This window comes from Ruficoccus amylovorans (genome assembly GCF_014230085.1).
Taxonomy (GTDB): domain Bacteria; phylum Verrucomicrobiota; class Verrucomicrobiia; order Opitutales; family Cerasicoccaceae; genus Ruficoccus; species Ruficoccus amylovorans.
In genome coordinates this window covers 104057-118004 of the sequence record NZ_JACHVB010000012.1, presented here as the reverse complement: position 1 = coordinate 118004, position 13948 = coordinate 104057, and the positions used below count along the sequence as shown (strand labels likewise).

Below are 13948 nucleotides of genomic sequence, written 5' to 3'. Positions count from 1 at the left end.
ACAACCACAGCAACCAGCCATGTCAGATATCAAGTTAACCGTCCTCTACGGAACCGAAACCGGCAACAGCGAAGGGCTTGCCAAGAAAGTCGCCGCCAAGGGCGAGAAAAACGGAGTCACGGTCGATCTCGTCGATCTCTCCGACTACTCGGTGGAAAAGCTAGCCGCCATCCAGAATCCGGTCCTCGTCATCATCTCCACCTGGGACGACGGCGCGCCCCCCCCCACGTGCGTGGACTTTTGCGATGAACTTTTTGCCGCCAGCGTTGACCTCAGCCACCTGGAGTATGCCGTGCTCGCGCTCGGCGACAACGAGTACATGCAGTTCTGCGAGTGCGGCAAAAAAGTCGATGCCAAGCTCGCCGCTCTCGGTGCCAAAGCGGTGCTTCCCCGCACTGACATGGGCGCAGACTTCATGGTCACTTACATCGGCTGGTCGAAGGATTTCTGGAAGGCCATGAAGGACGTTTACGGCGTCGGGGCCGCCTGATTTTTTTCGCAAATTAACATCCGCCAAATAGCCACTACTCCGCTGGGAAAATCAGGGGCTGGTGTTAGCTGTGCCCGTTTTTCCGCTTTCCCGTATCGGATTTTGAATACACACAATTGCTCCCCGGCATGAATCTCGCTCAAGCCCTTTGCCAATGATCTCCCAAGGACCGGGCCAGCCTACCATCAACCATTGCGAAATCCCACCCTGGATTATCGCCTCGGATGAGTTTAACCTCGCACCGGTCCCACTCAGCATCGCTGGCGTGCGCGAGTCGAATGTCCACCTCTTCCGGAGGCTGGAGGGAATCCCCGACCCGATGGAGCGCGGGCAGGTTTTTCACGACTACGTCTCTGTGAAGTTTGCCCTGCACCAGTGGGAGAACTACCACGGCAAGGCCCGCAGCAGCCTGCGCAACAGCTATATCCGCTTCCTGCGCGGCTGGGGCGTGGACAGCAACGGCATCGAAGGCGCGGTGCTCAAGAGCTGGGTTCAGAGCCGCTTCGGCATCCTGCCCACCTACCACCGGGGCGTGCTCCGCCCGCTCGACGGAGGGGAGGAAGACCACCGTTTTGCCCTGGACCGCATGCGCGGCAGCGCCAAGACCAACTGCATTTTTTCCCAGCTCGATCTGCTCTATGAGTTTTGCCAATACGAGTTGGCCCGCCGCTGGCCGGAGCGCGAGGTGCTCACCCTCTATCGCGGCACCTTCGACCCGGAGGAGCACCCCGTTTTCGAAACCCGGGCGCGGCGCGAGTCATGCGTGCGTCTGAACAACCTCATCTCCTTCACCGACGACCGGGAAAGGGCTTGGGAGTTCGGCTCGACAGTCTGGCAGGCTACCGTGGCCGCGGCCAAAGTCGTTTTCTTCAGCCAGCTATTACCCAGCCAACTACTCAAGGGTGAAGATGAATATCTTGTCGTCGGCGGCAACTACTGGGTCCGGGAACTGCTGTACTGAATGCAGCGTATTTTATTATTCATCAAGGAACACCATGAACTGCCTGGTCAATGCCAGAACGCCTTCCCGGCTGGCCACGCCGGAACAGCTCGAAGCCGGGCTGCTGGGCATGCTGATCGGCGACGCTGTCGGCGTGCCCTACGAATTTCGACTGCCGCACGAGTTGCCGCCCTTCGACCTGCTCGATATGGAGCCGCCCCGGGGCTTCCTGCGCACCTACGCCGATGTCCCAACCGGCACCTGGTCCGACGACGGCGCACAGGCTCTCTGCCTCCTCGCCTCACTGCAGGAGTGCGGTTATTACCACGCCTTCGATTTCTCCCGCCGCCTCGTGCAGTGGCACGACTTCGGGTACATGGCGGTGGACGGCTACGCCTTCGACATCGGTAACCAGACCAGCGTCGCCCTGGCCCGGCTGAAAAAAGGCATCTCCACCAGCCACTCGGGCCTGTCCGGTGTCCGCAATAACGGTAACGGCTCACTCATGCGCTGCCTGCCGCTGGCCCTCCAGCACCTGGGCAACGACCTGGCGCTGGTGCTCGATGCACACCGGCAGTCGCGGCTCACACACCGGCATCCGCGTTCGCAGGTGTGCTGCGCGCTGTACTGCCTGTGGGCGCGACGGGAGATGCAGCGCCACCCCGACCCGTGGGGCGACGCCGTGGCCACGCTGCGCATGATCTACGCGGCTGACCCGGTCTCGGCGCGGGAGCTGGAGGAGCACGTCCGCCCCGACGATCCGCCCAAGGGCAGCGGCACGGGCTACGTGGTGGACTGCCTCAACTCGGCCCGCCTCGCCTGCGAGGAGTACGGCTACGAGCGCATCATAAAAAAAGCCGTCTCGCTCGGCAACGACACCGACACCACAGCAGCCGTCGCCGGGGGCATCGCGGGGGTGCGCTACGGACGCGAGGACATCCCCGAACGCTGGATCAACGCCCTGCGGGGCAAGCACATCCTTGCCACACTCGGTTTGTATTTGTAAAACTGATACACGCGCAGCCCGCACACGGAATAGTCCACGGAGCTGTCGCCGCCCGCACCGGCCCGATTCGGGACAGTGGCTCTCCGCAACGGAAAGCGGATGTTTCAGGCTCCCACCTGTCCGTCCGGCTCGCAGTAGCCAAGCTCGGCCAGCAGGTCCCCGGCGATGGCGAGTGCCTCGGCCAGTTGCTCCGGCGGCTGGTTACGACCGGAGATGCCGGTCGATTTCGTAAAGGCCTTGTTCAGGCGCTTCTGGAACTGGGCCGAGTCGGGATGACCGAGAAATTCGCGGATGCGGTTGCCCTGCGCGACGGGTTCCTTGACGAACTCGTCGTACTTGACCTCGTAGTAACGCTCCGGCGGGAGCGTTTTACCGAGCGCGCGGCAGCGCAGGGTCATTTCCTTCCACAGGCGCACGTAGCGACCGTACTTTGACATCTGCCGGAAGGCCGTCTCCTCCGCCTCGGGGAGCCACCAGGGAAAGTTGAAGCCGTCGATGCGCCGCCAGGTGCCAATCTCCGACACCTTGTTGTAGCTGAGTTGGTCGGAGGCGAGCACATCATCCGAGAGCGCTTCGCCGTAGGTGCGCACCATAGAGTCGGCGTTGTCGCGTCCGTCGCGGATAATGTGGATAAATTTCGATTTCGGGAAATGCGTCGCGAAGTGCTCCGCCGCGAAGCACAGGAACGGCTCCTTGTAACAGAAGATTTTCCCGTCCATGTCCGGTTTTTCCAGAAACTCACGGGTGCCGATACTGCGCTCGACCAGTAGGGAAAGCTTTTCCCCGCGAAAATAAACACGCCGCCAGAACGCCTGCCAGAAAATATCCCGCACGCACGAGAGCAACTCTTCGCGAATGGGCGTGGACACGCCGGAACCGATCAGGTGCATCATGCGCGGGGGGGCCAGTACCCCGACAAATTCTCTCACACCGGGAATCGCCGCCACACAACTCGACAGGAAGGTCGTCCCCGAACGGGGACAGCCGAGGATAAAAACCGGACCGTGCTCATCGAGCAGGCTCGGGGAATCTTCTACGGGGAGGTCGGCCAGGTGCATATGGTCAGGAAGAATAAAAAAATCTGAGTGAGAAACACGGTTAAAAATCCGCCGCGTCGAATCGACAAGCCCTGAATCGGACATTCCCGCCCCGGCTGAAGCCCGATCTTCCCCTTTATGCCGCTTGCCCCCGCTGACACTGCCCCCGACGCGCACGCCTTCACTCACCTCCGCCAAGCCCCAGACTCCGCCCACCGGGGCCGTTGAGGCGGGCCTGCTTTCGGTCTTGAACTCACCGTCGAGGCCGTGTTTGCTACGCGCTTTCCCTGTGGCGTGTGGCCACGCGTCGGCCCTCGCGGCCCGGCAGCCCGCACTCCATCCGGAAAAGCGCTTGCAGAGCGTCCCAGTTCTTCACATACTGATTATTTTAAAACCTAAGGGCCTGTAGCTCAATCGGTTAGAGCAGAGGACTCATAATCCTTTGGTTCGGGGTTCGAGTCCCCGCGGGCCCACCATTGTTTTCCTCTTCGGGAGCAGGTTTTATCAGTATTCGCCGGGAGGGGCCATTAAGTGCTTTCGGAGCGGAAGCACGAGAAAAATGGTCAATTGGCCGGTTTTGCCCCTTCGAGCAGTGCGCCCAGTGCCGGGGTCTCGCGCACCCACTCCTGACACTCCTGCACATGGTTAATCATCTGGAGCGGGGAGCCGGGCGAGCGGCTGAAAATCGCGGCCCCGTGCGGCATGAAGCGCAGGTACCAGTTACGTCCGGCGATGAGGATCGTCAATTGCGAGCAATCCTCGGGGTACTCGAGTTCGACGTTTTCCGGCTCTTCTTCTTCCACGGTGTCGATGAGGTCCTCGATCCGGTACGAGGCGTCGAGCGTGAGCCGCACCTCATCGAAATTGCGGAACAGGATCGCCTGCAAGCCCGCATCGCGCAGGGTCTCGGGGTTTTTAATGTTGGTCAGTTGATAGCTGACGACGTAGCTCTGGCGGTCTTCGTCGTCCTGCGCATAGGACAGCGCCAGGTCGAAGTCCCTCGTCGAGAGCAAGGCGCTGGCCCCCTCGCAGGCATAGGTCAACTCCTTGCGTTTGTAGCCGAAGTTCTTCTTCAGGCGCTCGCGCAGGGTGTTGGCTTCCTCTTCCAGATCGGCGGCGGCGATACGCGCGACAAACTCCCGGGTCCGCTCGGAGACGGAATCGGGTACGCGGTGGACGCCTTTACGGAAGCCGCTGAGGTCGCGCACGCGCCCCCTGATGCGTCCGAAAAAGTCAATGCTCCGAAGTTTCATCGGGCCACACTAGATAAACCCCGCTGGCCAAGCCAACCCTGTTTATCATTTCCAAGATGGAGCAGGCCGGGAATACACTTTTCGGGCCGAAGTCAGGCTCGCCGGAAAAGGCATATCAACAATACCGCCCCGCCAATGGCTGCGTGATCGGAAGCAATCTACCGGCTACCGCCTGTCAGGGAGATTTTCCGGGTGGATGGTCTCGCTCTGCGTAGCGCCGTCGGTTTCATGCGTGACGGCGGCTTCGTCGAGATTCTGGTGCCCAACCACGGTGCCGTCGTCGAGTTCGTTCACGACCTGCGACTTGAGGTGGCCAAAGAGCGCGAAAATATCCCGCGTGCCGCCCCAGGTGAACCAGATCGCCGTCGCCAGCGACATGAACACCGGAATCCCGATCCCCACCACGTGCCAGAACTGCTTCCACACCTCGACCGGCCACGGAGCGAGCAGGTTCCAGGTCGTGCCGACGATGAAGACGCTGAACCAGAACATCCCCCAGCCCACCAGGCCACCGGCAATGATCTTGTCGCCACGGCTAAAGTTCTCATCAATGCCGAGGATTCTCGCCAGCCAGCCCCGGCGGCGGTTCGGCTCGGGTGCGCGCGGATCGCCCACCGCACGGGTCAGCTTGGCGTACTTGCCGCGGTGGAGCATGCGGTCCATGTTGAAGTTCTCCTTGCACGTCAGCAACGATACGAGCACGTATAGCCCGATGGCGATCAGGCAGGAGAAAAACGAGACCTGCATGCCGTTGAGGGGAAAATCGTCCTTCAGCACGGTGCGGGCGATAATCCCGCCCACACTCAGGCCGGAACCGGCCAGCAACGCCGTCCAAGCCGCCGCCGTCGTGCCTTTTTTCCAGTAAAGCCCGCCGATGATAACCGCCCCGGCTCCCCCGATGTAAATGGCCATCGTGACCGACCACCACATGACGATGAACTCCGTCTGCGGAAAGAGCGCCCCAAAGATGAAGGCGAAAATCGCCACCCCGGTGATCGAGCGGCGCAGCACACGGATGTGCTGTCTGGGGCCGAAGGGACGCTTGCGCAGCGGTACGAGCACGTCCTGCACAAAAAGACTCCCCCATGAGTGCAGGTGCGTGGAATCCCCGCCGAAGATCCCCATGATAAGCACCGCGCAGAAGGCCCCCTTCACGCCAATGGGTAGCATGTGAGACACAGCCATGGGGATGCGCATCTGCTCCTGCGCCCGCGTATCCGGGATGAGCGAGAGCTCCTGCATGACCACCTTCGCCTGCTCGGCGAAATCCGGGTGCAGCAGGTACGTCATGGCGCACATGGCCAGCAGATAGACCAGCGCCTGCTTACCGTACTCGCGCCAGCGCCCGAGGATGTTGCCCATGCGGTTCTCGTGCGGGGTCAGCCCGGCGGAGTTGTAGGCACTCTGATTCTGCCACGCCATCGTGCCATAGACGCTGGTAAAGGCGGCCATCAGCACATACCACAGATTAAAATCCTCCAACGCCATCGAGTCGAAGGGGTTGATCAACGACTCGCCTGCCGGACGGTTGGAAAGCACGTCCGAGATTTCGCTCCAACTGAACATCCACACCAGGCAGCCGATGATGACCAGATAAAGGATCTGCGAAAGCATGCCCTCCAGGCAATCTGTCACCATCACTGTGATCTGCCCCCCGGCAAGGGTCAGAAACAGCGTGATCGACAGCAACACCGCCATGACCAGCAGATGCGTTCCCACGTCCACACCCGCAATATTCAACACGGGCGGCAGGCCGACAAACGCCGTGATGAAGCGTGCCCCGATCACCGGGATGATTCCGAAGTTCACCAGCCCGGCGAAGAACCCGAGGAACCCGGTAAACACGCGGAAACGCTTGCTGTAGCGAATTTCGAAAAACTGCGCCAGCGTCATGGCCCGCGTCTCGCGGTAGCGGTAAACGACGAAGCCCGTCGTGGCCACGAGCAGGCCGACCGGGATGTTTATCCACTGCCACCAGGTCCAGGTAAACCCGGCGCGCGCGATCACCTCGAAGACTGCGGCAAAGACCACGGCCCCGGCCGCCATCTCCCCCTTGGAAACCGCCAGCAGGTAGCGTCCCGCCACACGCCCGCCGGACATGAAGTCCGCCACGCTGCGCATGTACTTCTGCGTAAAAGCCCCGATGCTGAAAACGATCAGCAGTGGCGTGATGACAAAAAGCCAGTCGATGGTATGCATGAAAAAAGAGAGAAAAGGTCAGCCCGCCACGAAACGTTGTGAAAAGTTTGCCGGCACAATCACACTCCGCACAGCAGCAGAAACAAGCCGTTGCGCAATCGGAAGCGGATCGCAAAAAGACAAGGTGTTATTCCTCCACGTAGAAGGGGGTATTCTGCACGCTGGCACCGCCCTTGCCGTTACTGAGTTTGAGGTAAAGCCGATAGGCTCCCGGTTTTTCCGGCATGCGGACGGTCGCCGTCGGGCCGTCGCTGGCCATGATCACGCCCTCGATCGGTGTCAGCCACTTTTCGGGATCACCGCCGACCGACGGCCCCTTCTTTTCGGGGAGCACCCACCACTCGCACTCCAGCGTGTCGGCATGGTCGGCGTGGACCTTGGCCTCAACAGTGAAAACTTCTCCCGCCTTCACTTTTTTCTCAGCAAAGGGCACCGTCCAGTCCTCCACCCAGGGGGCCAGCTCCTCCGGCCACTCCCCTGTCCAGGCGTAGGACATGTAATCGACGGCGGGAGTTTTCTCCCCCGTCGAAAGGAACATGCTGAACCATGTCGGCGTGACCTCCTGCCGGTCGCCCCACAGGAAGGCGAAACTGCCCAGATAATTGCCGCCGCCGTTTTCCTCCAACGCCTGATAGGTGTCGAGGTAGAGCCGGGCCTTGTCGATCGGGGAAGGCTCAATCGGCGCGCCCCACTGGGTCTTCCGCACTTCCCAATGGCCACGCGGGCCGTACTCGGAAAGTACATAGGGCTTCGTCCAGCCAAAGCGCTGCAGGCGTTCGGGCACATTCGATCCGCCGCCGTAGGCGTTCACGCCGAGAACATCAATGGCGGGCGTATTCGCCAGTAACCCCTTGATCCGGCCCTCGTGCGCGCCGGCGATCACCGTCATGACCGGACGGAACGGGTCCTCTTCCTTCACGATCTCGGCCAGCACATTGAGCTCTTTCCACATCGCGTCATTGTCACCCGGCGTTGTGATCGCGATTTCATTGCCCAGCCCCCACATGAGGATGGCCGGATGGTCGCGAAAATCACGGACGCCCTGACGGATCAACTCGCGCTGCTTTTCGAGCGAGGCCTGGTCGGTGTAATCGAAGCCGCTGCGCAGTTGCTGCACCCAGATTCCGGCCACCACGGCAATACCCGCCTCGTGGGCGCGGTCGAGCAGGTTCTTACCGTTATCGTCGCGCGGGTAGAGTTGGTTGATGCCCCAGGTGCGGGTGGTGTTTCCTCCCTCTTCCGCGAGTTTTTCATAACGGCTCGGGCCTCCCGCCCCCTTTATCTGGTAGGGTTCTCCGTTGCGCGTCAGGCTGTAGTTACCGTCCGTGTCCTGCACGATCTCGACCCAGACCTGTTCGGGTTCTTCTGGAGCGGCATTCGCAGTAGTGCTTTCGGTGCTGTTGTTGCCACAGGCACCCAGGCACAAAAGGTTCAGGGAAGCCAAGGGCACTGTTTTGTAAAACCAGGTCATCATATCACTGCTTCATCATAAGGGGTTATCATCGTGGTGCCCGGCGAAACACGTGCCGCCGGGATCTGCGTTTTAAAGTCATCGACCGAGAGGCGACAGCCTCCGCTGGCCTGCCGCGTCAAGGCCGCCACAGACCGTCCGCCTCACCCAGCGGCTTGAGTTCGTCTTCGGTATAGCGGTGGACACTGCCGTCCAGCAAAATTACCTGTGTATATCCGCCCGCATGCCGAAACATAACGTGCTGGATTCTTGAGGCGGTGGAATGTATCTCGAATGAATCAGCATCGGCCAGCAGGATCGGGTTGCCGCCACCGGACAGCGTGCCCATACTCAGGTCCATAAACCTCTTGTTGATCCCGTAGCTCATCACGCTGGCGTAGGGTTTCTCGTCAGTCGGGCAGAGATAAATACCGCTGGCCTGCGCGCCTGTCTTCCAGTCCATACTTTTGGGAATTTCGACGTAAGCGCCAATCCGGCGGTGCCACCACTGTGGGAGTTGATCATCATCACTGGCCTCTTCGTAAGGGAATTTCCCCTCATTATCGACCGTGGCCATCATAAACGCTCCGTGCAACACCCGCAGGTTGGAGCCACATTGGGCTGACTGGGCGGATGTCGATACCTTCTGAACCGCCGCCATCAGGATCGCGCCCAAGATACCGATCACGGCGATGACGGCCAGCAACTCGATGATGGTAAAAGCATACGATCCGTCCGATAGCCGCGACCGGCTGGTGACGTTAGATATCATGGGAGTAGTTTTGTTTGAATTTATGGGGTTCGAGGGCCTTGCCTCATTTACAGTCAGTATGCCGTGTGTCTTTATTTATCGCCAGTTTTTCAGGTTTCCTTACTCGTCCCAATAGTTAGGAAAACTGAGCATCTTCGGGTATTCCAGCCATTCTTCAGGGTTATCATGACTGGCCGGGCAGCAGAGACGACAGGCGCTCAAGCAAAGCCGCCACATGGCCCCCATCACAACTACCGCCGGGGATTGCTCTTTTTGCCCAATAGTCGCTGCTGGTGATGAGGCCCTCGCGCTCAAGTACCTCGAAGGCCTGGGTGACATTTTCCACCGGCTCGATATTCTTGGAAACAACCTTCAGCGTGAGCACGCCAACATTCGTGCCCGACATTTGCTTCCCGGGGCGGGCAAGCGCCGTCCAGTAGTTCGCGTTGCTGATGTAGCCGGCCTTCGCGAGTTTATCGACCGCTACCGCCGTTGAGCCCGACTCGGCCTGCGAGGCGGCCTTGGGAGAAGCCGCCGGTTTCGACGCGGGATCGAGCACCATTCCCAGGTCCAGCAACTGGGCGCGCAAATCAGCGTAAGGCACATCCTGCACAGCGGCCCCGTTCTGCTCGGCAATCCCGATGGCGGCGGCCGCGGCCTGCCCGAGCATCATGAAAACCGGCTCCATGCGGATCGACCCGAAGGCCGAGTGCGTCGAAGACAGGCAAACCGGCACGAGCAAGTTTTCGCACTCCTCACGGCGCGGCGTGATCGTCTCGTAGCCGACGGGGAACGGCGTCACCGGCAGGAAAAACGCGCCCTCCAGCATAAGCGTCCCGTCCGGCCCGACGTAGAGGCTGACCAAATGCGAATCGAGCGGATACGAGGCCAGCGCGATTGAATCCGCCGCCACATCCTCGCCCGTTGCGTTGTGCTCGGTCACGACAGCCGCGCCGCGCATGCGACGAGCCTCACGGACGTAGAGCTGGTGCGGCCAGTGCCCGTTGTCCACGAACTCGTCCCTGGGCAGGCCCCAGCGAAGCACCTCCTCGCGGATGTGAGCGGGCACGCGAGGGTCGTTGCCCAGAAACCAGAGCAAGCCCTGAGTGTAAGTCTTGTGCTGGTTCCAGATTTGCTCGCGCTCCCCGTAGGAGGCCTCGGCCCAGTCCCAACTCATGCCCACATAGTCGGTGGAGAAAAGGTTCTTGTTGTTCGAGTCTGTCTTGCGATTGGGCATCGGGGTAAGCGTGAACAAACCGCTCTTCTTACCGTTGCCGGGCATGATGTCGGGACTGCCCTGGATGTGGCGCAGCACCACCTCGTATTCCATCGGGTCGTAGCCCTCGGGCTTTTCGATAGCGATGCGGTTTTCGGGAACGTCGGTCAGGCAAAGCCGAAAGTTATAGGCCTGCGTGCGCCCGTCAGCCGAGCCTTCCGGCCCCGGACGCTCCGGCAGGATGCGCGGCAGCAGCCCGCTGGAGGGATCACCCGCCACCTTGTACGGCGAAACGTGCGCGGCCCGGTAGGCGGGCAAGGTCTGCACGCCGTTTAGCGTCTCCTTGAAATCGTCGTTGGACTCGCGACCAACGATGTAGGAAACACCTGCCTCAGCCATCAGATCGCCCTCGTAAGTGGCGTCGATAAAGTATTTTGCCCGGTAGCTTTTCCCGTCCTCGGTACGGATCCCGGTGATGCGGTTCCCGTCTTTGGTCACGCCGTTTTCACGGTCGAGACGCGCGTGATAGACAACAGGGAAGGCATTCTCCTCGATCATCTCCGCCATCACGTCGCTGGCTACTTTCGGCTCGAAAAACCAATGCGCCTTCAGCGAATCGTTCACATTGAGGTGGTGGCGCGGAAGATAGTCCTCGCGGGTCTCGTGCGTCCAGTTGCCTTCGTTGAGGTAATGATCATAGACGCGACGGTAAAACTCCATCGCCAGGCCGCCTACAGTACTCCCGCGGCCAGTGTCCGTCGCGCCCAGCCCGCCCGTGGTCATCCCGCCGAGAAATTCGCCTGGCTCCAGCAGAATGACCGAGTCACCGGAACGCGCCGCCTGAACCGCCGCCATGACACCAGCCGCCGTCCCTCCGTAGACGACAAGATCGTAGTCCGCCGAAAGGCTGTCGGCCCGAACTGCTTGCGTACACAACAGTGAGAACAGGAAAAGCTTCAGAATCAAATATCGGGGCATAAACGGAGAAGTCATAACGTATATTCTAAGATTAAAAGTTTTATAGTTTTCTGATACTTGCAACCACCAATCCACCATCGAACTTACTCATACGTGGGGCACATCAACTTATACATAACTAGAGGTCTCACGGGGTTATCAAAATTACCGATCGACAGAAACTCGCTCGGTGATCAGAGGCCGGGTTCATCGGCCTCGGGCCAGCGTTTCGTTCATCTACCGAAAAACCGACGCTACCTACATTTGGTGCAGTTTTTTCAACCTGCAAGCAAGGCCGGTTATGTTTTTCTCAAAACAGGTTAGTAAAAAGCACAGTACTCTCTTCGCACTGATTCGCGTACCTTCATTCGACCGCCATCTACCGATTTATTGGTAACCTTTTTACCGTTTTACCTAACCGCATTCATTTGCAGCGACAGAACCGAATCACCTACGGTTACCCCATCATATCCGACGTCAGCTCCATTGCATACCGCGCATGTAAAATCACGCGTCCCTCAATATCTCAAACAAGTCCACGTCCTGCGAATCCCGTCTCAATGAATTCATCATATTTTCAATGACAATAGTCATAATAGAGGACGATTCACCTCAAACTTAAACCCATTACGCGATTCACATCAGACGCTGATGTACAGCTGCGACGCAGATCAATAACGGTCACTCAATCAATTAAACTCTTTCCATGAGCAATCACCATGATGTTGTAATCGTCGGCGGCAGCTTCGGCGCGGTCGCTGCCGCTCAAACCCTCTCCAGCACCGGCCATACAGTCGTCCTCGTGGATGAATTTGACTGGATCGGCGGGCAAGCCACCAGCCAGGGCCTTTGCGTGCTGGATGACATGCATGACCCCATCTCCGAAAAAGCCGGCGTCAACCGCAGCTACTATCAGTTCCGCGAGCGCGTGCGTGCACACTACCGCAAGCACCGCGAGCTGTCCGCTTTCGGCAAGGCGCAAATCCACCTCAACCCCGGCAATGCCCTGTGCTCGCATCTGGCTGCGGAGTCGCATATCGCACATCGCGTCATCCTCGAATGGCTCAAGCCCGCCGTGGACGAAGGGCGGCTGACGATAAAAACCGGCTGGAAGATCCACGAGATGGAAAAAATCGGCAAGCGCGTCACAGCCGCTATTTTCAAGAACCTTTCCAACGGTGAATTGATGCGTATCGAGGGCTCGTTCTTCCTCGACGGCACGGAGATGGGCGACACGCTTCCGCTGCTGCTACTGCCCTACATGAAGGGCAGCGAATCACGGTCTGAATTCGGCGAACCGCACGCGCCCGAAGAAGCCCGTCCGAATTCCATCCAGTCGATCACCTTCTGTGCCACCGTGGAGTGGGCCCCCGGCGAAAACAATGCCCTGCCCAAACCCGAGAACTATGAGGCTGTACGCGAACGTCAGGGCGGTTTCTTCCTCTTTTCTCCCGGACGGAGTCAGAGCCGCCCCGCCTACATGTGGAAAACCTCCCGTACCCCGAATGGCGAGCTGTGTGTCCCGAGCTGGTTTTACCGCTCGGTCATTGACCCGAAAAATTTCGCCGATGATGCCCGCCCGCGAGCCGTTATCAACGTCCCAAGCAACGACTATCACGAAGAGCCCCTGCTCGAAAGCGAATCCCCCGAGCGCGTTCTGGCCGACGCCCGGCACCTCACACAATGCTACCTGTACTGGCTGCAAAACGAAGCGCCTCGCGACGAGGGCGGTTTTGGCTACCCGGAAATCCGCCCCGTCCCCGAGGCCACCGGCACGCCCGACGGCATTGCCATGGCCCCGTACATCCGTGAGTCGCGTCGCCTGCGTGCCCGCACCATTGTACGCGAACAGGATGTCCACCGCGACTGCTTCGAAACCGCGCGGGGGAGTATTTTCAACGACTCCATCGGACTCGGCGGATACTGGCTGGATGTCCACAAATGCAGCGGTGGAGGCCGGGGCCTGTGGGAGCCAACTGCGGCTTACCAGATACCGTACACGGCGATGGTCACCGACGAACTCGTGAATTTTTCCGTGGCCGGAAAATGCCTCGGTGTGACGCAGATCGCCAACGGCGCCTACCGACTCCACCCCGAGGAGTGGGCCATCGGCCAGGCCGCCGGGGTAATGGCCGCTTACTGCCTCACCCACCAGGAACACGAATGGCCACTCGCCGGCTGGGACCTGCACCGCTACCAGCAGGAGCTCGTGCGCGCCGGTATCCCGCTTTACTGGTACGAGGACATTACATTCGAGCACCCGGCGTTTGAAGCTTTCCAGATGCTCGCCGTGCGCGGGGTCTGGACCGGTGCTGCCACACACTTACGTGCTGACAGCGAACACAGCCTCTGCCAGATCCGGCCTGAATTCCACCGCGTTGTGGATCAGTTGAAAGAGAACGGAACCGATGTCATGGACATTCGCACGACTCTCGACATCGCCCACAATATCCGCAAATACGATACGATGTCCGTCCTTTACCAGCGCCTTGAAGAGCTGGCTCGCAACAACGCGCCCTCCTACCCTGACCTACAAGCCCGGCAGACGGTCGCGTCCGCGCACTGAATATATCTCACACGCTGCACGGGCCACCATCCCGGCGCAAACGGTGACGTAAATCCTCGCGTAAGCGAGGTGTAGGGATACGC

General features: G+C 59.9%; 10 protein-coding genes and 1 tRNA gene. 5 read left to right on the top strand and 6 right to left on the bottom strand.

Translation table 11 applies throughout. The annotated features are described in order from the left end of the window. Positions 1-19 precede the first annotated feature (19 nt). The 3 genes from H5P28_RS01575 (at position 20) to H5P28_RS01565 (ending at position 2436) form a co-directional block, all read left to right on the top strand. On the top strand, positions 20-490 hold the full coding sequence (locus tag H5P28_RS01575; protein ID WP_221773327.1) for a flavodoxin domain-containing protein: 471 nt from the start codon (positions 20-22) through the stop codon (positions 488-490). A 154-nt stretch (positions 491-644) separates the two neighbouring features. After that, on the top strand, positions 645-1451 hold the full coding sequence (locus H5P28_RS01570; protein ID WP_185673947.1) for an NAD(+)--dinitrogen-reductase ADP-D-ribosyltransferase: 807 nt from the start codon (positions 645-647) through the stop codon (positions 1449-1451). 34 nt (positions 1452-1485) lie between these two features. Continuing rightward, positions 1486-2436: an ADP-ribosylglycohydrolase family protein gene (locus tag H5P28_RS01565; RefSeq protein ID WP_185673946.1), complete on the top strand. Its 951-nt coding sequence runs from the start codon at positions 1486-1488 to the stop codon at positions 2434-2436. Positions 2437-2540: 104 nt separating this feature from the next. Here the strand turns inward: H5P28_RS01565 and H5P28_RS01560 are convergent, their stop codons facing one another. Then, positions 2541-3494 (bottom strand): sulfotransferase family protein, encoded by a 954-nt coding sequence (locus H5P28_RS01560; protein ID WP_185673945.1) that lies wholly within the window; start codon positions 3492-3494, stop codon positions 2541-2543. Between the two features lie 378 nt (positions 3495-3872). Between H5P28_RS01560 and H5P28_RS01555 the strand changes: the two genes are divergently transcribed. Then, positions 3873-3949: transfer RNA gene (locus H5P28_RS01555), tRNA-Ile, on the top strand. Positions 3950-4036: 87 nt separating this feature from the next. Here H5P28_RS01555 and H5P28_RS01550 read toward each other — a convergent pair. The 5 genes from H5P28_RS01550 to H5P28_RS01530 form a co-directional block, all read right to left on the bottom strand. Further along, positions 4037-4726, bottom strand: a complete 690-nt coding sequence (locus tag H5P28_RS01550; RefSeq protein WP_185673944.1) for a hypothetical protein — start codon at positions 4724-4726, stop codon at positions 4037-4039. 165 nt (positions 4727-4891) lie between these two features. Further along, positions 4892-6925 carry a sodium:solute symporter family protein gene (locus H5P28_RS01545; RefSeq protein WP_185673943.1) on the bottom strand — a complete coding sequence of 678 codons (2034 nt, stop codon included), beginning with the start codon at positions 6923-6925 and terminating at the stop codon, positions 4892-4894. Positions 6926-7052: 127 nt separating this feature from the next. Continuing rightward, a complete protein-coding gene (locus H5P28_RS01540; protein ID WP_185673942.1) occupies positions 7053-8399 on the bottom strand; it encodes a glycoside hydrolase family 2 TIM barrel-domain containing protein in 1347 nt (448 codons plus the stop codon). A 115-nt stretch (positions 8400-8514) separates the two neighbouring features. After that, positions 8515-9147: a type II secretion system protein gene (locus tag H5P28_RS01535; protein WP_185673941.1), complete on the bottom strand. Its 633-nt coding sequence runs from the start codon at positions 9145-9147 to the stop codon at positions 8515-8517. Between the two features lie 163 nt (positions 9148-9310). Further along, positions 9311-11320 (bottom strand): FAD-dependent oxidoreductase, encoded by a 2010-nt coding sequence (locus H5P28_RS01530; RefSeq protein WP_185673940.1) that lies wholly within the window; start codon positions 11318-11320, stop codon positions 9311-9313. 685 nt (positions 11321-12005) lie between these two features. On the opposite strand from H5P28_RS01530, the gene H5P28_RS01525 reads away from it, so the two are divergent. Then, positions 12006-13865 (top strand): FAD-dependent oxidoreductase, encoded by a 1860-nt coding sequence (locus H5P28_RS01525; RefSeq protein ID WP_185673939.1) that lies wholly within the window; start codon positions 12006-12008, stop codon positions 13863-13865. The last annotated feature ends 83 nt before the right edge of the window (positions 13866-13948 follow it).